General features: G+C 72.0%; 23 protein-coding genes. 13 read left to right on the plus strand and 10 right to left on the minus strand.

The annotated features are described in order from the left end of the window. The first annotated feature begins 1 nt into the window (after position 1). The gene (gene hemB / locus BLV76_RS10215; protein WP_090969032.1) at positions 2–1,006 is read left to right on the plus strand and encodes a porphobilinogen synthase; all 1,005 of its coding nucleotides are present in this window, start codon (positions 2–4) and stop codon (positions 1,004–1,006) included. A 173-nt stretch (positions 1,007–1,179) separates the two neighbouring features. Here the strand turns inward: hemB and BLV76_RS23325 are convergent, their stop codons facing one another. After that, positions 1,180–2,355: a lytic transglycosylase domain-containing protein gene (locus BLV76_RS23325; RefSeq protein ID WP_090969033.1), complete on the minus strand. Its 1,176-nt coding sequence runs from the start codon at positions 2,353–2,355 to the stop codon at positions 1,180–1,182. A gap of 192 nt (positions 2,356–2,547) precedes the next feature. Here BLV76_RS23325 and hemL point away from each other — a divergent pair, with 192 nt between their 5' ends. Genes hemL through ccsB form a run of 6 tightly spaced genes read left to right on the plus strand, consistent with a single transcriptional unit; the run spans position 2,548 to position 8,487 of the window. After that, positions 2,548–3,876, plus strand: coding sequence for a glutamate-1-semialdehyde 2,1-aminomutase (gene hemL, locus BLV76_RS10225; RefSeq protein WP_090969034.1), 1,329 nt, complete (start codon positions 2,548–2,550; stop codon positions 3,874–3,876). 1 nt (position 3,877) lies between these two features. After that, a complete protein-coding gene (locus BLV76_RS10230; RefSeq protein ID WP_090969035.1) occupies positions 3,878–4,555 on the plus strand; it encodes a histidine phosphatase family protein in 678 nt (225 codons plus the stop codon). Further along, positions 4,552–5,109, plus strand: a complete 558-nt coding sequence (locus tag BLV76_RS10235) for a TlpA family protein disulfide reductase (protein WP_245734622.1) — start codon at positions 4,552–4,554, stop codon at positions 5,107–5,109. The genes BLV76_RS10230 and BLV76_RS10235 overlap by 4 nt, the downstream gene beginning before the upstream one ends. 23 nt (positions 5,110–5,132) lie before the next feature. Beyond that, the gene (locus BLV76_RS10240; RefSeq protein ID WP_217630473.1) at positions 5,133–5,852 is read left to right on the plus strand and encodes a cytochrome c biogenesis CcdA family protein; all 720 of its coding nucleotides are present in this window, start codon (positions 5,133–5,135) and stop codon (positions 5,850–5,852) included. Continuing rightward, positions 5,849–7,480 (plus strand): cytochrome c biogenesis protein ResB, encoded by a 1,632-nt coding sequence (gene resB, locus BLV76_RS10245; RefSeq protein ID WP_245734623.1) that lies wholly within the window; start codon positions 5,849–5,851, stop codon positions 7,478–7,480. Before BLV76_RS10240 ends, resB begins: the two co-directional genes overlap by 4 nt. Beyond that, the gene (gene ccsB, locus BLV76_RS10250) at positions 7,477–8,487 is read left to right on the plus strand and encodes a c-type cytochrome biogenesis protein CcsB (RefSeq protein ID WP_090969037.1); all 1,011 of its coding nucleotides are present in this window, start codon (positions 7,477–7,479) and stop codon (positions 8,485–8,487) included. The genes resB and ccsB overlap by 4 nt, the downstream gene beginning before the upstream one ends. Here the strand turns inward: ccsB and BLV76_RS10255 are convergent. Further along, a complete protein-coding gene (locus BLV76_RS10255) occupies positions 8,404–8,583 on the minus strand; it encodes a hypothetical protein (RefSeq protein WP_090969038.1) in 180 nt (59 codons plus the stop codon). The two genes, ccsB and BLV76_RS10255, sit on opposite strands and share 84 nt — an antisense overlap. 37 nt (positions 8,584–8,620) lie before the next feature. On the opposite strand from BLV76_RS10255, the gene BLV76_RS10260 reads away from it, so the two are divergent. Next, positions 8,621–8,890, plus strand: a complete 270-nt coding sequence (locus tag BLV76_RS10260) for a DUF4229 domain-containing protein (RefSeq protein ID WP_090972579.1) — start codon at positions 8,621–8,623, stop codon at positions 8,888–8,890. A gap of 4 nt (positions 8,891–8,894) precedes the next feature. Then, positions 8,895–9,977, plus strand: a complete 1,083-nt coding sequence (locus BLV76_RS10265; RefSeq protein ID WP_090969039.1) for a DNA glycosylase AlkZ-like family protein — start codon at positions 8,895–8,897, stop codon at positions 9,975–9,977. Here BLV76_RS10265 and BLV76_RS10270 read toward each other — a convergent pair. The 3 genes from BLV76_RS10270 to BLV76_RS10280 are packed head-to-tail and all read right to left on the minus strand — an operon-like array spanning position 9,964 to position 13,491. Next, positions 9,964–11,220: a GNAT family N-acetyltransferase gene (locus tag BLV76_RS10270; RefSeq protein ID WP_175539630.1), complete on the minus strand. Its 1,257-nt coding sequence runs from the start codon at positions 11,218–11,220 to the stop codon at positions 9,964–9,966. The two genes, BLV76_RS10265 and BLV76_RS10270, sit on opposite strands and share 14 nt — an antisense overlap. 41 nt (positions 11,221–11,261) lie before the next feature. Then, positions 11,262–12,152 (minus strand): 1,4-dihydroxy-2-naphthoate polyprenyltransferase, encoded by an 891-nt coding sequence (locus BLV76_RS10275; RefSeq protein ID WP_090969041.1) that lies wholly within the window; start codon positions 12,150–12,152, stop codon positions 11,262–11,264. After that, complete coding sequence (locus BLV76_RS10280) at positions 12,136–13,491, minus strand: MFS transporter (RefSeq protein ID WP_090969042.1); 1,356 nt, start codon at positions 13,489–13,491, stop codon at positions 12,136–12,138. The genes BLV76_RS10275 and BLV76_RS10280 overlap by 17 nt, the downstream gene beginning before the upstream one ends. A gap of 168 nt (positions 13,492–13,659) precedes the next feature. Between BLV76_RS10280 and BLV76_RS10285 the strand changes: the two genes are divergently transcribed. Then, positions 13,660–15,165: an HNH endonuclease signature motif containing protein gene (locus BLV76_RS10285; protein ID WP_090969043.1), complete on the plus strand. Its 1,506-nt coding sequence runs from the start codon at positions 13,660–13,662 to the stop codon at positions 15,163–15,165. A 50-nt stretch (positions 15,166–15,215) separates the two neighbouring features. On the opposite strand, the gene BLV76_RS10290 is transcribed toward BLV76_RS10285, so the two are convergent. The 5 genes from BLV76_RS10290 to BLV76_RS10310 all read right to left on the minus strand — a co-directional run bounded on the left by BLV76_RS10290 (position 15,216) and on the right by BLV76_RS10310 (position 19,987). Continuing rightward, complete coding sequence (locus BLV76_RS10290; RefSeq protein ID WP_217630316.1) at positions 15,216–16,595, minus strand: hypothetical protein; 1,380 nt, start codon at positions 16,593–16,595, stop codon at positions 15,216–15,218. A 152-nt stretch (positions 16,596–16,747) separates the two neighbouring features. Beyond that, positions 16,748–18,007 (minus strand): NupC/NupG family nucleoside CNT transporter, encoded by a 1,260-nt coding sequence (locus tag BLV76_RS10295; RefSeq protein WP_090969045.1) that lies wholly within the window; start codon positions 18,005–18,007, stop codon positions 16,748–16,750. 56 nt (positions 18,008–18,063) lie between these two features. Continuing rightward, positions 18,064–18,405, minus strand: a complete 342-nt coding sequence (locus BLV76_RS10300; protein ID WP_090969046.1) for a DUF1801 domain-containing protein — start codon at positions 18,403–18,405, stop codon at positions 18,064–18,066. 2 nt (positions 18,406–18,407) lie between these two features. Then, positions 18,408–18,695, minus strand: a complete 288-nt coding sequence (locus BLV76_RS10305; RefSeq protein WP_090969047.1) for a DUF1330 domain-containing protein — start codon at positions 18,693–18,695, stop codon at positions 18,408–18,410. 29 nt (positions 18,696–18,724) lie between these two features. Then, positions 18,725–19,987 carry an MFS transporter gene (locus tag BLV76_RS10310; protein WP_090969048.1) on the minus strand — a complete coding sequence of 421 codons (1,263 nt, stop codon included), beginning with the start codon at positions 19,985–19,987 and terminating at the stop codon, positions 18,725–18,727. Positions 19,988–20,025: 38 nt separating this feature from the next. Between BLV76_RS10310 and BLV76_RS10315 the strand changes: the two genes are divergently transcribed. From BLV76_RS10315 to menD, 3 genes are read left to right on the plus strand one after another with little or no spacing between them, the layout of a single operon-like run. After that, entirely contained in the window at positions 20,026–21,051 is a 1,026-nt protein-coding gene (locus BLV76_RS10315) for an AMP-binding protein (RefSeq protein ID WP_245734624.1), read from the plus strand. Further along, positions 21,051–21,992, plus strand: a complete 942-nt coding sequence (locus BLV76_RS10320; protein WP_090969050.1) for an o-succinylbenzoate synthase — start codon at positions 21,051–21,053, stop codon at positions 21,990–21,992. Before BLV76_RS10315 ends, BLV76_RS10320 begins: the two co-directional genes overlap by 1 nt. Beyond that, entirely contained in the window at positions 21,989–23,596 is a 1,608-nt protein-coding gene (gene menD, locus BLV76_RS10325) for a 2-succinyl-5-enolpyruvyl-6-hydroxy-3-cyclohexene-1-carboxylic-acid synthase (RefSeq protein ID WP_090969051.1), read from the plus strand. The genes BLV76_RS10320 and menD overlap by 4 nt, the downstream gene beginning before the upstream one ends. Positions 23,597–23,611: the final 15 nt, after the last annotated feature.

The raw sequence follows: 23,611 nt of genomic DNA on the forward strand, positions 1-23,611 counted from the left end.
GATGGTCGGCGTGACTGACGAGTTCCAGGTCCAGGCCCCGCTCATCCGACCCCGGCGACTGCGCCGCACCCCGGCACTGCGCCGGATGGTCGCCGAGACCCACGTGCTGCCGAGCCAGCTCGTGCTGCCGGTCTTCGTCCGCGAGGGCATCTCGGAGCCGCAGCCGATCGCCACCATGCCCGGCGTCGTGCAGCACTCCCGCGACTCGCTCAGGGCCGCGGTCACCGAGGCGGCCGAGCTCGGCCTCGGCGGCGTGATGCTCTTCGGGATCCCCGAGCACAAGGACGCCACCGGTTCCGGCGGCATCGACCCCGGCGGCGTGCTCAACCTCGCGATCACCGACGTGGTCGCCGAGGTCGGCGACCAGCTCACGGTCATGTCGGACCTCTGCCTCGACGAGTTCACCGACCACGGCCACTGCGGCGTGCTCACGCCCGACGGCGAGGTCGACAACGACCTCACGCTGGCGGCGTACGCCGAGATGGCGCTCGCCCAGGCCGCCGCGGGCGTCGACATGGTCGGCCCGAGCGGGATGATGGACGGCCAGGTGGCCGTCGTGCGCCAGGCGCTCGACGCGGCCAGCCACACGAGCGTCTCGATCCTCGCCTACTCCGCGAAGTACGCCTCGGCCTTCTTCGGCCCCTTCCGCGAGGCGGTCGACTCCTCGCTCACCGGCGACCGCAAGACCTACCAGCAGGACCCGGCCAACGGCCTCGAGGGCGTGCGCGAGGTGCTCCTCGACGTCGAGGAGGGCGCCGACATCGTGATGGTGAAGCCGGCCCTGGCCTACCTCGACGTGATCCGCCGCGTGCGCGACGCAGTCGACATCCCGGTCGCGGCCTACAACATCTCGGGTGAGTACGCCATGGTCGAGGCGGCCGCCGCCAACGGCTGGATCGACCGCGAGGCCGCCATCGTCGAGACCCTCACCTCGATCCGCCGCGCCGGCGCGGACGTGATCCTCACCTACTGGGCCTCCGAGGCCGCCCGGCTCTTCCGCCGCTGAGCGTGGGCTCCGGTCGCACTCGCCGCCGCCTGAGCGGTGTGTGAGCCACATTCCTGAGGTGCGGAACGTGGCTCACACACCGCCCACGGGAGTGTCGTACGCCGACACGCGGGCGAGCGGTGTGCCACCCACATCCGCGACCCGCGGAATGTGGCTCACGCACCGCTGAGCGGCTACGGGTTGATCAGGTTGTTGATGCAGGCGTTGAGGGCCGCGACGTCGAGGGCCGAGATGCCGGAGGCGAGGCACTGGGTGGTCGCCTCGGCGACGGTCAGCACCGACGGCACGACCGTCGGGAGCGGGACCGTCGGGATGACGGTCGGCAGCGTCGTCGGGAGCTCGGTCGGAAGGCCGGTGGTGGGGTCGCTGGTCGGCGTCTGCGTCGGGGTGTGGGTCGGCGTCTGGGTCGGCGTCTGGGTGGGCGTCTGGGTCGGCGTCGGCTTCGAGGTCGGGGTCGGCTTCGACGTGTGGGTGGGCTTGCCGCTCGGCTTGCCGCCCTTGTCGGGCTTCGTCCCCCCGGTCGTGCTCTGGCTGGTCGGCGACGTCGGGTCGGGGAGGATCACGCCGGTCGTGAGCGTCGAGGTGGGCACGGCGCTGAAGTCGCCGTCGAGGTAGGCCTGCATGATCTGCATGACCAGGTCGACGTAGGCGTTGGAGTGGTTGTAGCGGTAGACCGACGCGCGCTGGCCCTGCTCGGCGGACAGGTCGTCGTCACCCGAGCAGAGGTAGACCGCGGTCGCGAGCGACGCGTCGTCGATGTCCTGGGGGTTGCGGGTGCCGTCGTTGTCGCCGTCGACGCCGACGACCGCCCACGTCGAGGGGATGAACTGCATCGGCCCGACGGCCCGGTCGAACTCCGTGTCGTTGTCGTACTGCCCGCCGTCGGTGTCGGGGATGAGCTGGGTGCCCTTCTTGCCGTTGAGGGCGACGCCGTAGATGCCGGGGCTCGCGACGCCCTGGGCGTCGAGCGAGTTGCCGGACACGCGACCGTGGTCGGACTCGACCCGGCCGATCGCGGCGATGAGCTCCCACGGCAGGTGGCACGCGGAGTCGGCCTTGTTGATCACGGCCTCGGCACGCTGGTAGGCGGCGAGCGCGGCCTGCGGGATGTCGCTGGCCTGCCCCGGGGAGACGGCGGCGGACCGGTTGACCGCCTCGTCGCCGATGCTGGCCGGTGCCTCGATGACCGCTGCGGGCAGGCTGGTGCCGTCGGGGAGCGTCCTGGAGCCGTCGGAGTCGGCGCTCGCGGTGCCGACGCCCACGCCGGCGAGGCTCGCGGTCCAGGCGGCCGAGAGCACGGCGAGCGGCACGAGGGCCGTGGCCCGACGCACGGAGCCGAACTTCGACATTGCTCTCATCTCCCAAGGCGCAGCTGGTGGAACAGTCCCGTACATGGTGCCCCGTGAGGGGCCCCTCACACCTCACAACGACAACTCTTCACCCCAAGTTACGCGCGGGTTACATGTGTGCCAACCCACAGGCGTCCGCCCGAGGGCCGTCCCGGCTGGGTCGGGCTTGCAGGCCTGCGTGACAATGAGCCGGTGACCTCCGAGACCTTCCTCTCCAGGACGGCGGCGAGCGAGGCGCTCTTCGAGCGTGCGCGCGCTGTGACGCCCGGAGGCGTGAACTCGCCCGTCCGCGCCTTCAACGCCGTCGGCGGCACCCCTCGCTTCATCACCTCCGCGTCGGGGGCCTGGCTCACCGACGCCGACGGCAACGACTACGTCGACCTCATCTGCTCGTGGGGCCCGATGCTGCTCGGCCACGCGCACCCCGACGTGCAGGCGGCCGTCGCCGGCGCGGTGGCCCGCGGTACGTCGTACGGCACCCCCACCGAGCCCGAGGTCGAGCTGGCCGAGGAGATCGTCGCGCGCACCCCCGTCGAGCGGGTCCGATTCGTGTCCTCGGGCACCGAGGCGACGATGTCGGCCATCCGGCTGGCGCGCGGCGCGACGGGGCGCGACCTCGTCGTGAAGTTCGCCGGCTGCTACCACGGCCACGTCGACCCGCTGCTGGCCGAGGCGGGCTCCGGCGTCGCGACGCTCGCGGTCCCCGGCACCAGCGGCGTGCCGGCCTCGTCCGCGGGCGAGACGCTCGTGCTGCCCTTCAACGACCGCGAGGCGGTGACGGCGGCGTTCGCGGCGCACGGGCCGCGCATCGCGTGCCTGATCACCGAGGCCTCGCCCGGCAACATGGGCGTCGTCCCGCCCGCACCGGGCTTCAACTCGTTCCTGGCCGAGACCTGCCGCGCCCACGGTGCCCTCTTCATCTCCGACGAGGTGATGACCGGCTTCCGCGCCACCGAGCAGGGCGGCTGGGGCCTCGACGGCGCGATCGAGGGCTGGGTGCCCGACCTGATGACCTTCGGCAAGGTGATGGGCGGCGGCTTCCCGGCCGCGGCCTTCGGCGGACGGTCCGACCTGATGGGCTTCCTCGCCCCGGAGGGCCCCGTCTACCAGGCCGGCACGCTGTCGGGGAACCCGGTCGCGACGACCGCTGGCCTGGCCACGCTCCGCCTCGCGACGCCCGAGGTCTACGCCCAGCTCGACCGCACGGCCACCACGATCCGCGACGCGGTCGCCGAGCACCTGATGGCTGCCGGCGTCCCGCACGTGGTGCAGTCGGCCGGCACGATGTTCTCGGTGTTCTTCCGCGACGGCGCCGTCCACGACTTCGCCGAGGCCAGCCAGCAGGACACCGCGGCCTACGCCGAGTTCTTCCACTCGATGCTCAACCAGGGCGTCTACCTGCCGCCGTCGGCCTACGAGGCGTGGTTCGTCTCCGCGGGTCACGACGACCGGGCGATCGCGACGATCCTCGCCGCGCTCCCCGCGGCAGCCGTCGCAGCCGCCGCGGCAGGGGGGCACTGACGTGGGCGTGCAGACGATCGTGCACCTGCTCCGCCACGGCGAGGTGCACAACCCGCAGGGCATCCTCTACGGCCGCCGTGACGGCTTCCACCTCTCCGAGCTCGGCCACCGGATGGCCCAGCGCGTCGCCGACGAGGTGGGTGACCGCGACATCGTGCACATGCGGACGTCGCCCCTCGAGCGCGCGCAGGAGACCGCGGCGCCGCTGGCCCGCGCCCGCGACCTCACGCCGGTCGTGGACCCGCGGGTGATCGAGTCCTCCAACAAGTTCGAGGGCGTCAGCTTCGCCGGGGGAGCCAGGACGTTCCTCAAGCACCCGCAGCTGCTGCGCCACATGTACGACCCGCGCACGCCGTCGTGGGGCGAGCCCTACGACGAGATCGCCGGCCGGATGGTCGCCGCGGTCCACGACGCGCGCGACGCCGCCGCCGGCCACGAGGCCGTGGTCGTCTCCCACCAGCTGCCGATCTGGACGACGCGGCTGTTCCTGGAGAAGCGCAGCTACGTCCACCACCCCAAGCGCCGGCAGTGCACGCTCTGCTCGCTCACCAGCATCGTCTTCGACGACGACCAGATCGTGCAGGTGCGCTACTCCGAGCCGGCCGGCGACCTGATCCCCGTCGGCGACCGCTCCGCGCCGTTCTCCGCCGGTGGTGCACCGGGCGAGGACCGCCCGTGAGGGTCGTCCGCCCGCTCATGGTCCTGGTGTGCCTGCTGCTCCTCGCCGGGTGCTCGGGCGTGTCCGGCACCGGCGACAAGGGCTACATCACCGGCGAGGGCGTGCCCGTCGAGGTGAAGGCCGTCGACCGGGGCGACCCCGTGGACCTGACCGGCGACGACCTCCAGGGCGAGCCCATCGACCTCGCGGACCTGCGGGGCAAGCCCGTCGTCGTCAACGTGTGGGCCTCGTGGTGCCCGCCCTGCATCGCCGAGCAGCCCGAGCTGAACGACGCCGCCGACCAGCTCGGCGACGACGTCGCCTTCGTCGGGGTCAACATCCGCGACGCGTCGCGCGACGACGCGACGGCGTTCGTGCGCGACCTCGAGGTCGGCTACCCCTCCATCTACTCCGGCGACGGCGCCGCGCTGTTCGCGTTCGCCGGCACCCTCGGCCCGCGGTCGATCCCCAGCACCGTGGTCCTCGACGCCGAGGGCCGGATCGCGGCGTCCGTGCAGGGACGGATCCCGAGCGTGCGCACGCTGGTCGCGCTCGTGGAAGGGGCGCAGGGGTGAACGACTGGCTGCAGGACACCGCCATGTCCGGGTCGATGGTCCTGGCGCTCCCCGTCGCGCTCGTCGCCGGGCTGGTGTCGTTCTTCAGCCCGTGCGTGATCCCGCTGCTGCCCGGCTACCTGTCCTACGCCACCGGCGTCTCGGGCGCCGACCTCGAGGAGGCGCGGCGCAGCCGGATGGTGCTCGGTGCCGTCCTGTTCGTGCTCGGCTTCGCGGTCGTCTTCGTCCTGCTCGGCAGCCTCACGGGCGCGGCCGGCGCCTGGCTGTTCGTCCACTACGGCCAGCTCAACGTCGTGCTCGGCATCATCACGATCCTGCTCGGCGTCGCCTTCCTCGGCGGCTTCGGCTTCCTCCAGCGCGACTGGCGCATCCACAAGGTGCCGGCCGTCGGGCTCGCGGCCGCGCCCGTCCTGGGCTTCCTCTTCGGGGTCGGCTGGACTCCGTGCGTCGGCCCGACGCTGGCAGCCATCAACGTGCTCTCGGTCAACGAGGCGACGGCGACGCGGGGCGCCGTGCTGTCCGGGGTCTTCGCGCTCGGCCTCGGCCTGCCCTTCATCGCGGCGGCCTTCGCCTACCGCCGGATGATCGGCGCGTTCAAGGCGGTGCGCCGCCACCAGGTGCTCATCATGCGGCTCGGCGGCGTGATGATGGTCGCGGTCGGGCTCCTGCTGGTCACCGGGTGGTGGGAGCGCATCGTGCAGAGCCTCCAGGCCAGCGTCCTCGGCTTCTGGACGCCGCTGTGACCGACCTCGACAAGCGGCCGTCGGACGACCGCCAGGCCACCGCGCTGCCCATGGACCTCACCGGCCGCGAGCTGTTCCGCTGGGTCTGGCGCCAGGTCACCTCGATGCGCACGGCGCTGGTGCTCCTGCTGCTGCTCGCCCTCGCCGCGATCCCCGGCTCGGTGATCCCGCAGGAGAACATCAACTCCCTGGCCGTCACCACCTGGCGCGACGACCACCCGCGGCTCGCGCCGATCTGGGACCGCCTCGACCTGTTCTCGGTCTACGGCTCGGTGTGGTTCTCCGCGATCTACATCCTGCTGATGATCTCGCTCGTCGGCTGCATCATCCCGCGCCTCTTCGTCTACGCCCGCGCCCTGCGGGCCAAGCCCCCGAAGGCGCCCCGCAATCTCCTGCGCCTGCCGGAGTCGACGTCGTACACCACCGACGAGGACCCGGACGTCGTGCTCGCCCGCGCCGCGAAGGTGCTGCGCCGGCGACGCTTCCGGGTCGTGGGTCCCGAGGCCGGCACCGCGACCGGCGACAGTGCCGTGTCCGCGGAGCGCGGCCACCTGCGCGAGGCGGGCAACCTGCTCTTCCACTTCGCCGTCCTCGTGGTGCTGGTGGGCGTCGCGGCCGGCAGCCTGTTCGGCTACAAGGGCGGCGTGATCCTGCTCAACGGCAAGGACTACGGCTTCTCCAACAACCTGTCGCAGTACGACGACTTCGCGCCCGGCAACCTGTTCGACCCGTCGGTGATGGAGCCGTTCTCCTTCACGATCACCGACTTCGACGTCGACTGGATCACCGAGGGCGCACGCGTCGGGATGGCCCGCGACTTCGTCGCCCACCTCGACTACACGACCGAGCCGGGTGCGCAGACCGAGAAGTACGACCTCAAGGTGAACCACCCGCTCAGCATCGGCGGCACCGACATCTTCCTGATCGGCCACGGCTACGCCCCGGTCGTCACCATCCGCGACGGTGACGGCAACATCACCAAGAGCGGCCCGGCGGTGTTCCTGCCGATCAACGCGCAGACCTTCGAGTCGTTCGGCGTCATCAAGGCGCCCTTCGCGAAGCCCGAGCAGCTCGGTCTCGAGGGCACCTTCTACCCGACGTTCGCCCTCGGCGAGGACGCTGACGGCAACCTGTCGATGCCGGCCTCGGTGTTCGGCGCGGCCGGCAACCCCCTCCTCTCGCTGCAGGTCTGGACGGGCGACGTCGGGGTCGACGACGGCGGCGCGTCGTCGGTCTACGTCCTCGACAAGAGCAACGCGACGCAGCTGACGAAGGCGAACGGCCAGCCCTTCCGGATGGACCTCCGCCCCGGCGACACCGTCAACCTCCCCGACGGGCTGGGCAGCGTGACGTTCGACGGGCTCCAGCGCTGGAACAAGATCCAGGTCAGCCGCACCCCCGGCACCATGGTGGCGCTGACCGGCGTGGTCGCCGCGCTGCTCGGGCTGCTCGGCTCGCTCTTCGTCCGGCCGCGCCGGGCCTGGGTGCGGGCACGTCGCCGGGACGACGGCACCACCCTCGTCGAGGTCGCCCGCCTCGACCGCTCCAACGGGGCCGTCCCCGGTGAGAGCACCGAGCTCGCAGACATCGTGGAGGCCCTCCGGGCCCCGCAGAAGGAGACGTCGTGACCGACGCGCAGTGGGAAGTCTTCAGCTACCAGGGCATCGAGGGCGCGTCCGTCCTCTACTTCCTGGCGATGCTCGCCTACTTCGTCGAGCTCGCCGGTCTCCGCACCGTGGCCCGGGACGCCGAGGTCGAGGACCGCCGGACGGCGGTGGCCGGCCGGCTCGGACTCGTGCTGACGTCGTTCGCCGTGGTCGTGCACTTCGTCGCCCTCGTGGCGCGCGGTCTCGCCGCCGACCCCAACCGGGTGCCGTGGGGCAACATGTACGAGTTCACGATCGCGGGCACCTTCGTGGTCGCGCTCGCCTTCCTGGTCGTCACGCGGGTCTGGGGCACCGACTGGCTCGGCCCGCTCGTCACGACGTTCGTGGTCGCCGCGCTGATGGCCGCGTTCCTCGGCCTCGACGACGCCGTGCTGCCGCTGCCCGACGCGCTCAACTCCTACTGGCTCGTCATCCACGTCATCTCGGCGGTGATCTCGACCGGCGCCTTCACTATCGGCGCACTGCTGTCGGGGCTCTACCTGATCAAGAGCCGCTCCACGAAGGAGACGGGCTACCTCGCACGGCTGCCCGAGCTCCCCAAGCTCGACCGGCTGTCCTACCGGATGCACGCGTTCGGCTTCCCCGTGTGGACCTTCGCGGTGCTGATCACCGGCCCGATCTGGGCCCACCAGGCGTGGGGCGCCTACTGGAACTGGGACCCGAAGGAGGTGTGGGCCTTCATCACGTGGGTGGTGTACGCCGCCTACCTCCACGCCCGGGCCACCGCCGGCTGGCGTGGGCGCAACGCGGCCTACCTGGCGCTGGTGGGCGTCGCGACGCTGTGGTTCAACTTCATCGGGATCAACTTCTTCAGCAGCTCGAGCCAGCACTCGTACGCCGAGAGCGAGGGGGCGGAGCACTCAGTGGTGCACCACCGCGCCGACTCAGCCGTCGTCGACGTCCTTGCGCCGGTCGAGCCCACGCAGGAAGTCCGGGTCATCGTCGGGGGCGATCAGCCGGCTCTGTGACCCGCCCGACCCACCGTCGAGGCGCTTGAGCGAGATCCGCACCAGCGTCCACACGACGAACGCGATGACCGCGACGATCAGCAGGACCTTCAGCATTCCTCCAATGTAGACCCATCGACCTAAGGTGGACGCCGTGAAGGAGTTCGTCGTCTACACCGCCATGAGGATCCTGCTGTTCCTCGCCTCGTTCGGCATCGTCGTCGGGATCATGGCACTGCTCTTCGACGGCACCTACAACCTCCTGCTCGCGATCGTGCTGGCCTTCCTGATCTCTGGCCTGGCGTCCTTCTTCCTCCTCGACCGGCAGCGCGAGGCCTTCGCCCGGCGCGTCGAGACGCGGGCCGCGAAGGCGGCTGCCGCGTTCGAGGAGCGCAAGGCCCGCGAGGACGCGGAGTCCGACTGACGCCATGGCACCGACGCTGGCGGTGACCCGGCAGCAGGCGCTCGCGTGGCGCCTGGGGCGCCAGCACCTGCTCTCCGGGGCCGGTGACGTCGTCGAGGTCGTCCGCACGCTCGGTGCGGTGTCGGTGTTCGGCTCGGACCCCGACCTGTCCGTACGCCGTCGGCTGGCCGACCCCGGCACGCCGGGTGAGGTCGGGCGCGCGCTGGCCGACGGCCGGCTGATGCGGACCTTCTCGTTCCGCGGGTCGGTGCAGGTCATGGACCCCGCCACCGCCGGCGACTACCTCGCCCTCCGCTCGGCCGGTCGCCAGTGGGCCCTGAAGAGCTGGGTCGAGCACTACCGGCTCCCGGCCGACGAGTGGCCCGCGCTGCGCGAGCTCGTCCGCGACGTGGTGGCCGCAGGGCCGGTGCCGCCGCAAGCCGTGGCCGACGCGGTCACCAGTGGCCGGTGGGAGCACCTGGCGAAGGAGTTCGCCGAGCCCAACATCACCCTCCTCAAGCCGTTCGCCTGGCAGGGCGACGTCGCCCTCGCGCCGTCGGCCGAGGGCGAGCTCCTCCTGCAGAGCCCGGCCGTCGCCCCGGCCTGGCAGGGGGTCCCGCCCCTCGAGGAGGCCGGTCCGCGTGCCGTGCTGGCGTACCTCGACGCCTACGGCCCGACGACCCCCGAGCTCCTCGAGCAGTGGCTCGGTGGCGGGCTCAGCGCCGGCCGGTCACGGCTGAAGCGCTGGTGGGCATCGGTCGAGGACCGCCTGGTCGAGGTGGACGTCGACGGCGAGCGGCGCTGGCTCCCGGCGGACCGTGCCGACGAGCTGCTCGCCGTGGCGCCCTCCGACGCGGTCGTGCTGCTGCCCGGCAAGGACGACTGGGTGGTGGGACCCGGCACGAAGGACACGTGGATCGTGCCCGCCTCCCACCGCACCGACATGACGCGGGGTGCGAACCCGGTCGTGGTCGGCGGCGTCGTGGCCGGGACGTGGCGGCTGTCCGGGTCCGCGCTGGAGTCGACGTGCGACCCGGCCGGCCTGCCAGAGGAGGCGACCCGGCTGGGCTCGCTCCTCGGCCGCGACCTGTCGCTCAGAACCCCGTGAGGTTGTAGGGCTCGTCCTCGAGGTCGGCGACGGCACCGAGGCGTCGTACGGCGTCGGGGGTGGCGGCCAGCCGACCCGCGCGGTGCAGCTGCCGGACCGGTACGCCGGCGGCGTACAGGCTGCCGAGCGTCTCGGCGCTCATCGTCACCTCGGGCTCGTCGTCGGTGGTTGCCACCTCGGCGACGCCGTCGCGGGTCGTCACGCGGAAGCGGCCGGCGGCGTGGCCCTGGGGGTCGTCGACCTCGAGGACGAGGGAGTCGTCGGCGCCCCACGGCCGGGCCGCGAGCGCGCGCGGGACGTCGAGCACGCGGAGCCAGAGGAAGTGGCGGCTCGCCGTCAGCTTGAGCCGGTCGATGTCCACCAGCGCCCAGCGCAGCGGGTCGTCGGGGTGGGCGAGGTTGAAGGTCACCTTCTGTGCCCGGTCCGTGTGGGCCAGGAAGGACCACAGGCCGAGCTGCGCGGTCGGGTCGAGGGCGATCATCTCGGCGACCTTCAGGGTGTAGTCCTCGCCCCACGAGTAGATGACGAAGCCGTCGACGGTGCCGCCGTCGTCGAGGTGGACGGCCGCACGGATCTTCGTGTTGGGGGCACCCGTGTCGAAGTCGAACGCGCCGGTGTGGATGTCCGCGTAGGCCGCCGGCCACTCGACCGACCCGCGCTGGCGGGCGTGGAAGGCGTCGAAGACGGCCTTGACGTGGGGCCAGGCGTCGGCCGGCTCCACCATCTCGACCCGTCCGCGGTCGTCGTGGGGCCGCAGGGCGAACCCGGGCGAGGTGTCGAGCTCGATCGTCTGGTTGAACGTCGCCGGGCCGAAGCCCCAGCGGCCGTAGATCTCGGCCTCCGACGCGGTCAGCGCCGCCAGCGGGACACCCTGCGCCACGGCGTCGGCGAGGTCGTCCTCGAGGAGGCGTCGCAGCAGCCCCTGGCGGCGGTGCGTCGAGCTGGTCGTGACGTCGGTGATCATCCGCAGCGGGAGCAGCTCGAGACCGGCGTTGAGCGTCTTGTCGAAGCTGGCGTAGGTCGCCACGGGCATGGGACCGGAGCCGAACTCACCCGGCGGCAGCCAAGCGCCGGTGACCCTGGCCCGGTCGGTCCGGTAGTGGGCCGTCCAGCGCGTGACGACCTCGTCGTCGGGACGCGGCTCGCGGAAGCCGCGCAGGGTCGCACCGATCCAGCCGCGGCGTCGCGCCACCGCCTCCTCGGAGTCGTCGAGGAAGTCGAGCGTCGCGAAGTCGTAGTCCACGTCCGCACGGTAGCCAGCGGCGTCGCCGCCGGGCGACGCATTTAGCCGCGCACGAGGAGGGGCACCGCCACGAGGACCGACCAGGCCAGCTCGGAGGCGCCCGTGGCCGCGAGGACCGGGATGAGCGCGGGACCCTGCGCGCCACCCAGCACGGCCCGCGTCGGAGCGATCGCACGGCCGAGGAAGACCAGGCCGAGGAGCACCCACCACGTCGTCGCCGCAGCGATCGCGACGACCGCCGCGGCCGCGACGAGCACGAGGAAGGCGTAGAGGTAGCGGGTGCGCTCGTCACCGAGCCGGACGGCGAGCGTGCGCTTGCCGGCCACCGTGTCGGTGGGGATGTCGCGCAGGTTGTTGGCGACGAGGATCGCGCACGCGAGCGAGCCGATGCCGACGCCGGCGTAGAGGGCCGGCCACTCCCAGGTCTGCGTCAGCACGAACGTCGTACCGATCACCGCGACGAGGCCGAAGAAGACGAAGACCATGACCTCGCCGAGGCCGAGGTAGCCGTAGGGCGTCTTGCCGCCGGTGTAGAACCAGGCGGCGACGACGCACACCAGCCCGACGGCGACCAGCCACCACGCCGTGGTGGCGGCGAGCACCAGGCCGGCCACGCCCGCCACACCGAAGGCGGCGAAGGCAGCCGTCTTCACGGCCTGCGGGGTCGCCGTGCCGGACCCGACGAGCCGCATCGGGCCCACGCGGTCGGCGTCGGTGCCGCGGATGCCGTCGGAGTAGTCGTTGGCGTAGTTCACGCCGACCTGCAGCGCCAGGCTCACGACGAGGGCGAGCAGCGCCTTCCACCAGGCGAGATCACCGAGCGGCGCGCCGTCGACGTACGCAGCCACGCCGGTGCCGGCGAGCACGGGGGCGACGGCGGCGGGAAGGGTGCGCGGCCGGGCGCCGGCGAGCCAGTCAGCGGGTGAGGTCACCGGTGGATTCTGGCAGGGCGGGCTCGGGTTCGAGCATCGAGGGAGGTCCGGCGGCGACGACCTCCTCGGGGTCCGGCTTGTCGGCCCGGGCGTCGGCGAGGACGTCGGCCGGGACGTTGCGCTCGAGGAACCGGCGGCCGGCGTGCGCGGCGTAGTGGAGGCCCACCGCGCCCGACGTCACGATCGCGGCGATGGTGAGCCAGCCGTAGGCGCCCCAGTGCATCGCCAGGAAGCCGTAGACCGCAGGCGCCCAGAAGCGGCCGAGCGTGCTGCCGAGCTCGGAGACGCCCTGGTAGTCGCCGCGGCGTCGCGGGTCCATCAGCTCGGCCTCGAAGGTCCAGCCCGAGGCGGACAGGAAGAGCTCGGCCCAGGTGAGCACGACGTGGCCGAGGAAGAACATCACGATGGTGACCCAGCCGACGGTCTCGTGCGTGGCGAGCGTGATCAGGCAGGTGAGCACGAAGAAGACGGTGGAGAGGCGTACGGCTCGCAGCGCGGTGTCGACGTCGTGGATGCCCCGCGAGGCGAGCCGGGGGAGCACGATGCACATCACGGTGTGGGCTGCGAAGAGCACCGCCACCAGGACCTTCGGGGCATCGGTCTCGGTCACCAGCCAGACCGGGATCACCGTGTGCAGCAGCACCTGGTTGGTCCACATGATCCCGATGAAGAAGGTGGCTGCGATCCAGCTCCGGTTGCGGATCGCAGGGATGCCCTCGGGCTTGGCCCGCGGCTCGTCGCCACGGACGTCGTGCGTGGCATCGGGCAGTCGCAGGATGGCTGCGCTGTTGGCGACGTAGAGGATCGCGGTCAGGACGGGCGCCCACCGCAGCACGTCGGTGCCGAACGCGATCGCGCCGGCCCCGAGGAAGGCGCCGAGGCTGAAGCCGACGTTGAGCGCGGAGTACATGTAGGCCCGCGACTCGACCCGCTCGGACGGAGGCAGCACGTCGATGACGTACGCACCGTGCGCGGCGCCCCCGAGCGTGCCGGCCACCTCCATCACGACGGCGAGCGCGATGTATTCGGGGAAGCTGTCGATGAAGGGCCACGCCAGGAACAGCAGGCCCTGGACGATGGCGCTGAGCGACCACATCCGCTTGGGCCCGAAGTGGTCGACGAGCTTGCCGCTGGGCACCGCCACGATGAAGCTGGCGACCGCCGCCACCGTGAGCCCGATGCCGACCTCGGCTAGCGAGAGGCCGACCACCATGGTGAAGAACACCGCGGAGCCCGCCAGGAAGGTGCCCTCGCCCGACGCGAACAGCAGCGACTGGGTCGAGAGCCGACGGGCGAGGAGCGACGGCGGGGTGGCGTAGCGGATCAGTGCGGCGAACATCGAGGGACATTCTCACCGGTCTGGCGGGCGACGTCGCGCGAATTGATGCCGGGACCTGGGTCGAGATCCCTCGAGGCAGTCCGGCGAATCGATCACTTGATCGAATGTCGCAGATTCTCACATGGTTTCTGCAGGTCAGGTGTCGGCGGGCTCTGGGACAATGGATTCATGTCCATCACCAGTCTGGCTCCGCTCGCCGGCACGGCCTTGTCCCGTGCGGCGCTGGACCGGGCTGCTGCGGCGATCGGTGCGCGACGGCGGGCGGAGGTCGAGGTGCTGGAGTCCGCCCTCGCGTGGGCCCACGCCCACGTCGTGACCGACCTCGCCGACTCGGCGGGCTGGCGCTCGGAGACGATCCACGCACCCGGCAGCCGGGCTGCGCTGTTCGGCGAGCGGCCGCTGCCCATCGCGGGTCCGGGCGCGCCGCTGGTGGCGGAGTTCGCGGTCGTGGAGCTGGCCGCCGCACTGGAGCTGTCCCACGAGGCGACCTTTGTGCTGCTGGGCGACGTCCTCGACCTGGCCCACCGCCTGCCCCGGTTGTGGGCGCTCGTTCGGTCGCAGGCGGTGCCGGTGCGGCTCGGTCGCGAGGCTGCGCGGGAGTCGCGCGACCTGACCCCGGACGCGGCGCGGCACGCGGACCGGCTGCTCGCCTGGCAGCCCCGCCGGCTGAATCCCCACCGGGTCGGGGTCCTGGTCCACGAGGCGAGGTTGTACGCCGACCCGGACCGCGCGATCGCCGACCACGACGCAGCGCTGGCCCGCCGGCGCGTCGAGGTCCACCACGAGGAAGGCGCACTCGGCGTCAGCGAGGTGTTCATGAGCCTCGACACCGGTGACGCGATCGCGTTCGACCACACCGTGTCCGCGATGGCGACCACGATGAAGGCGCTGGGCCACGGTGGTGACCTCGGCGCTCGCCGCGCCCACGCCGTCGGGCTCCTCGCCGACCCCCAGCAGGCCCTCCACCTCCTCGCTGCGGCAGGCGGCCTCGACGACGATGACCCGAGGACCTGCGTCGCCGACGATGCCGCCCACGCCACCCCGTCACCGTTCCGCCGGCCGACACCTCCCGGCGGCGCCGGCGACGTGGCAGGCGCGGCCACGGGCGAGAGAGGGGGTGCGGCGGGTCAGGTGAGGCTGGTCGTCCACGTCACCGACCGTCACCTCCTCGCCCCAGCGAGCGCTGACCGGTTCGGCGTGGCCCGGTGCCCGCAGCTCGGCCCGATGCTCATCGGTCGGCTCCGCACGTGGCTCCTCACCGCCGGCACCGTGATCATCGAGCCCGTGGTCGACCTCGATCCCGCCGCACACCCGCCGGTTGATCGCCACGACCCACCCGCCCGGATGGCAGCCATGGTCCGCCACCGCGACCAGACGTGCGTCTTCCCTGCCTGCACCCGCCCGTCCGCGCAGGCCGACCTCGACCACATCGACGCCTACGTCCCGATCAGTGGCGACACCGGCGCAGGGCCGCCCGGCCAGACCCGGCCCGACAATCTCGCGCCCCTGTGCCGTCGGCACCACCGCGCCAAGACCTTCGGCACCTTCACCTACCGGCGCCGTGACGACGGGGCGTACGAGTGGACCCTGCCGTCCGGACGCGTCGTCACCACCGACCCGCCCAGGCCGAGACCGCTCCCGCCCGAGCACCGGCAACCACCCCGCAGACCCTGACCGCCCCACTGCCCGACACCACCCGGTGATCGGGCCACGGGCGCGCGCAGTCAGGGCTGGGTGTTCGAGTCGAAGTCAGGCGAGGGGAGTGACCCCGTCCGCGGCGGCGCCAGGCTCGCGCCGTCCTGAGAGGAGTAGTCGGTCGAGACGAGCGAAGTGCTCACATCCGGATCGACTTCTGGCGACTCCGACATCGCGGCGGGTCGGAGCTTGGGCGGCGCCGCGGACCACGCACGCAGTGATTCGAGGACGTCTCGGTAGAAGCCGTCGACCGACAGCAAGACTGAATCGATGAACGACCCACGCCCACGCCCTCGTTTGGTACCGAGTGTTGTGGTCGTCGCGAGCCGAAAGGTCCTGATCTCCTTCGCCGCATCGTGGATCAAGGTCGACGGCTCATCACGCACGACCGACAACAGCTCGGCGGCTTGCGAGCCCCTCGCGTGTGCCACGAAGGTCTCGACGCGGGTCGAGTCTGGGGCGGCCTTGAGCTGACGGACCAGCCAGTTCACCCTGGTGGTGGGTCGGCCCTCACGCGGCGCGTCCACGTCGACGTGGCATGTCACTCGTCCGGATCGGAGATCGGCCGTGACGACGAGGTCGCCAACTGTGTTGGGGATGCGGATTGCACCGGAGAGCTCTCCGGTCGCGCACAGGGCCTGCGCCAGACCCTGAGCGCGGATCGAAGGATCGGCAGTCTCCTTGCGGGAGAGAACTGGTACGACCTCGGTGCCGAGCTGACGTCCGAGCTGGAGGTTGGCAAAGCGCAGTAGTGCGTCGAATCGCGCCACCACTTCTGCGATGCCCTTGTCGGTCGAGCGCAGCGTTCCCGCCGACACCTGGTCGCGCACACCGACCCACGCCTCACCCATGTCATCGAACTCCAAGGCGCCGGACTTCCGGTGTTCGAGGTATCGGATCAGTTCTCCGAGGATCCATGCTTGGTCGGGGTCGGCGACCCCCCGAAACTCCTTCTGCATCACCGCATCGGCGAGTACCTGTGACCAAGAGACATGGTGCAGTGACACCTTGCGGAGCTTGCGCTTGTCCACCTTGGTGGGATGTTGGCCGGCGATGGCGGGAATTTCGTTCGAGATCGTGATCACCGCGTCAAAGCCTTGCTCACGAGCGATATCGAGATAGTTCTCGAGCTGTTCGGTCTCGAGGTTGTTCGCGCCGGTCTTCACCTCGACGAGCGCAGTCCAAGCCTTCGACCCGCGGGAGACTCGAATCAACCCGTCCGGGTAGAGCCTTCGTTCGCCAAGAACGAATGGGACCTCGATGAAGCACTCGAGACCGCCCGCTGGAGCGCCGAACGGCTTGACGAAGCCTCGACCGAACTCCTTGACCGCGGAAAGCACGGCGAGCAGAGCCGAAGTGGCACGGCGCTCCTGTTCTTCCGCGCCGTTGATCCCGGAGGTCGGGATCAAGCGCGCTTCGTGCCAAGACTCTTCTGCCACGGCTCCCCAAGTCGTCGAGTGCGACGGCTCTCGCGAGCCAGTGGGGGGACGTTAGCGAAGCGGAGCGGGTTGGTGGCTCATTTGGACCCAAGTCTCGCCTCGGCGCTCAGCTGACGCTCCCGCTACAGCGACAGCACGACTCCGGCGATCGCGGCGTTGGCGAGATTGGCGAGGGCACCGGCGAGGAGGGCGCGGAGCCCGAGCTGGGCGACCACGCTGCGCCGCTCGGGCAGGAGCGAGCCGATCGTGCCGATCTGGATGGCGATGGAGCTGAAGTTGGCGAACCCGGCGAGCGCGAACGTCACCACGGCGACGGTGACGGGGGAGAGCCCGTCGACCTCGGGTCCGAAGTTCGCAAAGGCCACGAACTCGTTGAGCACGGTCTTCTCGCCGATCCAGGAGCCTGCCTGGACGGACTCGGACCACGGGACGCCGAGCAGCCAGGCGAGCGGCGCAAGGGCTCGACCGAGGATGCCCTCGAAGGTGAGGTCATCGGCGCCGAACCACCCCCCGACCGCCGCGAGGATCCCGTCGGCCATCGCGATCAGCGCGATGAAGGCGATCAGGAGACCGCCGACGGTCACGGCGATCCGCCCGCCGGCGATCGCGCCTCGGCCGATCGCGTCGATCACGTTGGACGACTCCTCGTCGCGGACGTGGCGCACGTCGACCTCGTCGTCGGAGTCGACGGGCGTCGCACCCTCCAGCTCGTCGTCGTCCGGCGTGCTGTCGGGCCACATCACCTTGGCCATCAGCAGGGAGGCAGGAGCGTTCATGACCGTCGCGGCGAGGAGGTACTCCAGGGGCGCGCCGAGGAGCGAGTAGCCGACGAGGGTGGAACCCGCCGCTGCCGCGAAGCCGGCCGTCATCACCGTGAAGAGCTGTCCGCGCCGCAGGGACCTCAGGTAGGGCGCGATCATCAGTGGCGCCTCGCTCTGGCCGAGGAAGATCACCGTCGCGCCGTACATCGACTCGACCTTGCTGATCCGCAGCAGGCGGGACAGCGCACCGCCGAGCAGCCAGGTCGCCCACTGGACCACGCGCAGGTAGTAGAGCAACCCGATGAGTGCGCCGAGGAACACGATGACGGGAAGCACCTGCAGGGCGAAGATCGTGTCGCCCTCCTCCCCGACGTCGAGGAGCGGTCCGAACACGAACGACGTGCCCTCGTCGGCGTACCCGATGAGTGTCGCGACCCGGTCGGACACCCACGTCAGCGCCTCCTTGCCGGGCCCCCACCGCAGCACGAGCACCGCGAACCCGACCTGCAGTGCCAGGGCGACCGCGACGGTGCGCCATGCGATGCCGCGCCGGTGCTTGGAGAGCGCCACGGCGATGAGCAGCAGCAGGGCGAGTCCGAGCAGTCCACGGAAGCCAGCCATGACCCCACCCTGCCTCTCCCCGCGACCCCTTGCCCTCCCCGGAGGGCGGGCGACGGCTACCCGCGGTTCAGCTCGACCGCGGCCCGGACCAGCGCGACGAAGGCCTCCTCGTCGAAGGTGTCACCCTCGAGGACGTCGACCGCGCGGCGCTTGCCGGCGTCGAGGCTGGAGTTGAACACGCCGGCGGGGTCGTCGAGGGAGGCGCCGCGGGCGAAGGTGACCTTCACCTTGTCCTTGTAGGTCTCCACGGTGCAGATCAGCCCGTCGAGGGTGAAGGTCGGGACGCCGTCGGGGTTGGAGGCCTTGCGCCACTTGGCCTCCTCCTCGACGCCGGGCGCACCCTGGTTGATCAGGGCGCGCAGGTCGTCGACGAGGTCTGCCCGCCAGTCGCCGGCCATCGTCAGGCTCCGGGGACGACGCGCATGTCGCGGTCGGCGCCGCCGTCGAGGGCGCGCAGCGCCTCCTGGTAGGCCTCGCTGTCGTGCGCGGCCACCGCGGCCTCGACCGAGGGGAACTCGATGACCACGGTGCGGGTGGTCTCACCCTTCTCGAAGGTCGCCTCGGGCATCCCGCGGACCAGGAAGGTGCCGCCCGCGGCGGTGAGGGCCGGGCCGGCGAGGACGGCGTAGGCCGCCACCTTGTCGGGGTCGTGGACGGCCTTGTAGGTGGTGATCCAGTACGCGCTCATGGCATCGAGCGTACGACGTGCTCGTGGCGTCAGGACGCCGACCCGTGGCGCGCGAGGTAGCGCTCCGCGGCACGTGCGGACGGGCCCATCGTGAGGGTCGCGACGACCACGATCGCCGCGATCGTCAGCCAGCCCAGGGAGCCGTGCTCCATCGCCAGGAACGTGAAGAGGGCGGGCGCCCAGACCGAGCCGAGGGTGCCGCCGATCTGGGCCGCGCCCTGGTACTCCGCACGTTGGTCGACGTCGGTGAGCTCGGACATGAAGCCCCAGTGGCCCGCCGACTGGAACAGCTCGGCGCCGGTCACGGTGACGTGCCCGAGCCAGACCAGCGCGATGGTCACCCACCCGATGGTGTCGTGGGTGACGAGCACGATCCCGCAGGAGAGGACGAAGAACCCGGCGGAGATGTACGACGCCCGCAGCGAGCGCGCGACCGAGTCGATCCCGCGCGCGGCGGCGACCTGGAGCAGCACGGCCATCACCGTGTTCGTGCCGAACAGCCAGGCGAGCAGCACCCGCGGGGCGTCGGTCTCCTCGACGAGCCAGAGCGGGATGACAATGTTGAGCAGCACCTGGTTGGTGCCCAGCACGCCGTCGCCGGTCATGAGCGCGACGAACGCGCGGTTCCTCAGCGCGGCCGGCTTGATCACGGCCTCCTCGGCGGCGACCGGCTCCTTCGCTGGCGGGTCGGGCAGCCGGGTGATCCAGAACGCGTTGCCCAGCAGGATCACACCGGTGAGGATCGGCACCGCCCGCACGACCGCGTCGCTGTTGGTCGCGAGCGCGAGCCCGCCGATGAGGGCGCCGAGGGTGAAGCCGATGTTGAGCGCGGCCCGCATGAAGGCCTGCGACTGCACGCGCTCCTCGCGGGTGAAGACGTCGATCGTGTAGGCGCCGCGCCCGCTCCACCCGGCCTGGCTGACCACCTCGAGGAGCACCATCATCACGAGGAACGCCGCGAACCCGGAGATCAGCGGCCACACGAGGTAGAGCAGCGCCGTCAGGGCAGCGCAGATCGCCCAGATCCGCTTGGTGCCGACCTTGTCGGCCAGCTTGCCGGCGGGCACCGCGAAGAAGAACGACGCGATGCCGGCGACCGTGAGGCCGACGCCGACCTGCGCCGCGGAGAGCCCGACGATCTGCGTGAAGAACACCGCGGACCCGGTGAGGAAGGTGCCCTCGCCGATCGCGAAGAGGATCGACTGCACCGAGAGGGAGCGCGCGAGGGGAGAGGGCGGGAGCTGGCGCTGCCACCACGACTGGCGCTCCTGGTCGGTCCCCGTCTCACCCATCGCAGGCCATCGTGGCACCGGGGACTAGCGTGAGTCGCGTGAATTTCCTGCGACCGTCCGACGATCCCGCGGTCGCGGTGCGGCAGCTGTCGGAGTGGCTCGACGCGGTCGACCCGGAGCCGCTCCTCATCGAGACGTCCGGGTCCACGGGCCGCCCCAAGGGCGTCGTCCTCACGCGCCCGGCAGTGCTGGCCAGCGTCACCGCGTCGGCCCGCCGGCTCGGGGCCTCGGGCCGCTGGCTGCTCGCGCTCCCGTCGTCGTACGTCGCCGGGGTGCAGGTGGTCGTGCGCTCCCTCGTGGCCGGCCACGAGCCCGTCGTCGTGCACGACCTCGACCTCGCCGGCGCGGTCGCCGCCGGTGCGGGCGACGACGTCCCGCTCTTCACCTCGCTCGTGCCCACCCAGCTGCACCGCGTCCTCGACGACCCGGTGCAGCTCGCGGCACTCGTGCACTGCCACACCGTGCTCGTCGGTGGCGGCGGCATCGACCCCGACCTCCGGCGCCTCGCCCAGGAGGCCGGGGTGCGCGTGGTGACGACCTACGGCTCGTCGGAGACCGCCGGCGGCTGCGTCTACGACGGCCTGCCGCTCGACGGGGTCGGCGTCACGATCGCCGCGGACGGCCGCGTGCGGCTCGCCGGCCCGACGCTGTTCAGCCACTACCTCGACGACCCCGACCTCACCGCCGAGACGCTCGTCGACGGCTGGTTCCTCACCTCCGACGCGGGCCGCCTCGACGAGGACGGACGCCTGCAAGTGCTGGGCCGCGTCGACGACGTCGTCATCACCGGCGGCGTGAAGGTCCCGCTCCCCGCGGTCGCCCGGCGCCTGCGCGAGCACCCGTCCGTGGAGCAGGCAGAGGTGCTCGGCGTGCCCGACGACGAGTGGGGCCAGCGGGTGGTCGCGGTCGTCGTGGGGGAGGCCGTCGCGGACGCCGAGCTGCGCGACTGGGTCGGCGAGGCCCATCCGCGGTCGTGGGCGCCGCGCGAGGTGCGCCGCGTCGCGGCGCTGCCGCTGCTCCCCAACGGCAAGGTCGACCGCCAGGCCCTGAGGGCGGGCCTGTGATGCACGTCTTCTCGATCCCGCTCCGCACGAGGTTCCGCGGCATCACCGTCCGCGAGGGACTCCTCATCCGTGGCGACGCCGGCTGGGGCGAGTGGTCGCCGTTCCTCGAGTACGACGACGCCGTCTCCCGGCCGTGGCTGGCCTGCGCCCGGGAGGCCGCGGACCTCGGCTGGCCCGCACCGGTGCGCGACGTCGTACCCGTCAACGTCACCGTGCCCGCCACCGACCCCGAGCGCGCCCACGCCATCGTGGCCGCGGGCGGTTGCCGCACCGCGAAGGTCAAGGTCGCCGAGCGCGGCCAGGCGCTCGCCGACGACCTCGCGCGCATCGAGGCCGTCCGGGACGCGCTCGGGCCCGACGGGCTGGTCCGGGTGGACGCCAACGGCGGCTGGGACGTCGACGAGGCGGTCGCCGCGATCGCCGCGCTCGACCGCGCGGCCGGCGGTCTGGAGTACGTCGAGCAGCCGGTCGAGAGCGTCGAGGACCTCGCCGTCGTCCGCCGCCGGGTGCAGGTGCCGATCGCCGCCGACGAGTCCATCCGGCGGGCCGAGGACCCCTACCGCGTGCGCGACCTCGAGGCCGCCGACATCGCCGTGCTGAAGGTGCAGCCGCTCGGAGGAGTCCGTGCCTGCCTGCGGATCGCGGAGGACATCGGGCTCCCCGTGGTCGTCTCCAGCGCGATCGAGTCGAGTGTCGGGATCGCGGCCGGGGTCGCGCTCGCGGCCGCGCTGCCCGAGCTGCACCACGCGTGCGGGCTCGCGACGATCCAGCTGCTCACCGACGACGTCGCCGTCGACCCGCTGCTGCCGGTCGACGGGCTCCTTCCCGTCTCTCGGCCCGAGGTCGACGAGGCCGCGCTCGCCCGCCTCGCCGCACCCGACGACCGGGTCGCCCACTGGCGCGAGCGGCTGGCGTCGGTAGGGCAGGATCTGGACTCGTGACGAACCCCTCGACCGAGCTCGCCCGCGCCGTGGTGACAGCACTGCGCGGGGCAGCGGTGCGCGAGGTCGTCGTCGCGCCCGGATCGCGCAACGCTCCGCTCTCCTTCGCGCTCTACGACGCCTCGCGGGCCGGCGGGCTGCGCCTGCACACCCGGGTCGACGAGCGGACCGCCGCCTTCCTCGCGCTCGGCCTCGCGAAGATCAGCCGGGAGGCGGCCGCCGTCGTCTGCACCTCCGGCACCGCCGCGGCCAACCTCCTCCCGGCCGTGATGGAGGCCGCCCACGCCGGCGTGCCGCTCGTGGTCGTGACGGCCGACCGTCCGGCCCGGCTGCGCGGCACCGACGCCAACCAGACCACCGACCAGGTCGACCTCTTCGGCAGCTTCGCCCCGACGCTCGACGTCACGTCCGCCGACCTCGACGAGCTGCTCGCGTTCGTACGCCGCCACCGCCACCGCAGCCCGGTCCACCTCAACGTCCAGCTCGACGACCCGCTCCTCCCCGACGACGACGGGTGGGACGGAGGGGACGCCCCCGAGTGGGTCGACCTCGACCCCGGACCGACGCAGACCCAGCACGTGCTCGCGATGGGTCCCCGCACGGTCGTGGTGGCGGGGGACGACGCTGGCCCCTTCGCCCGCAACCTCGCCGAGCGCGCGGGCTGGCCGCTGCTCGCCGAGCCGTCCAGCGGCTCGCGGACGGGTGACCACGCGATCCGCACCTACCGGCTCCTCCTGTCCGGCGGGCTCGGCACCCGCATCGAGCGGGCGGTCGTCCTCGGCCACCCGACCCTGTCGCGGCCCGTCGCGCGACTCCTCGGCAGTCCCGACGTGGAGGTGGTCTCGGCCACCCACCGGGGTGCATGGTCCCGGCGGCCGTTCCCGGTCGCCCACGAGGCCGACCACCTCCTGCTCGACGGCACCGACGACCCGGCATGGCTGGAGGAGTGGCGCGAGGCGGACCGCACGACCTCGCGTGCCCTCGACGCGCTGCTGGCGGCCGAGCCCGACCTGACCCCGCACGAGGCGGTCGGTGCGGTGAGCCGCGCCGTGCCGCCGGGCGGGCTGCTCTTCGTCGGCGCCTCGAACCCGGTCCGCGACCTGGACCTGATGGCCGCCCGCTACGAGGTCGGCGCCCGGCGCTTCGTCGCCGCCAACCGCGGCCTGGCCGGCATCGACGGCACGACCAGCAGCGCGATCGGTGCCGCACTCGGCCGGCCGGGGTCGACGCGCGCGATCGCGCTGTTGGGTGACGTGACCTTCCTGCACGACACCACCGGCCTGGTGATCGGCCCGCGCGAGGAGCGGCCGGACCTCACGATCGTCGTGGTCAACGACGACGGCGGCTCGATCTTCGCCACCCTCGAGCAGGGGGCGCCGGCGTACGCCGACCGCTTCGACACGCTGTTCGGCACCCCGCACGGAGTCGACGTCGCGAGCCTCTGCGCCGCGGTGCGGGTGCCGCACCTGCGGGTCGACAGCCTGCCCGAGCTGGAGCAGGCGCTGGCGATGCCCAACGGCGGCATCGAGGTCGTCGAGGTCCGGGTGCGCCGGGACAACCGGCGCGAGCTGGACGGAAAGATCCGCGCGCTGACCCTTCCCTGAGAGGGAGGGATCAGC

This window comes from Nocardioides exalbidus, assembly GCF_900105585.1.
In the GTDB taxonomy this organism is placed as follows: Bacteria; Actinomycetota; Actinomycetes; order Propionibacteriales; family Nocardioidaceae; genus Nocardioides; species Nocardioides exalbidus.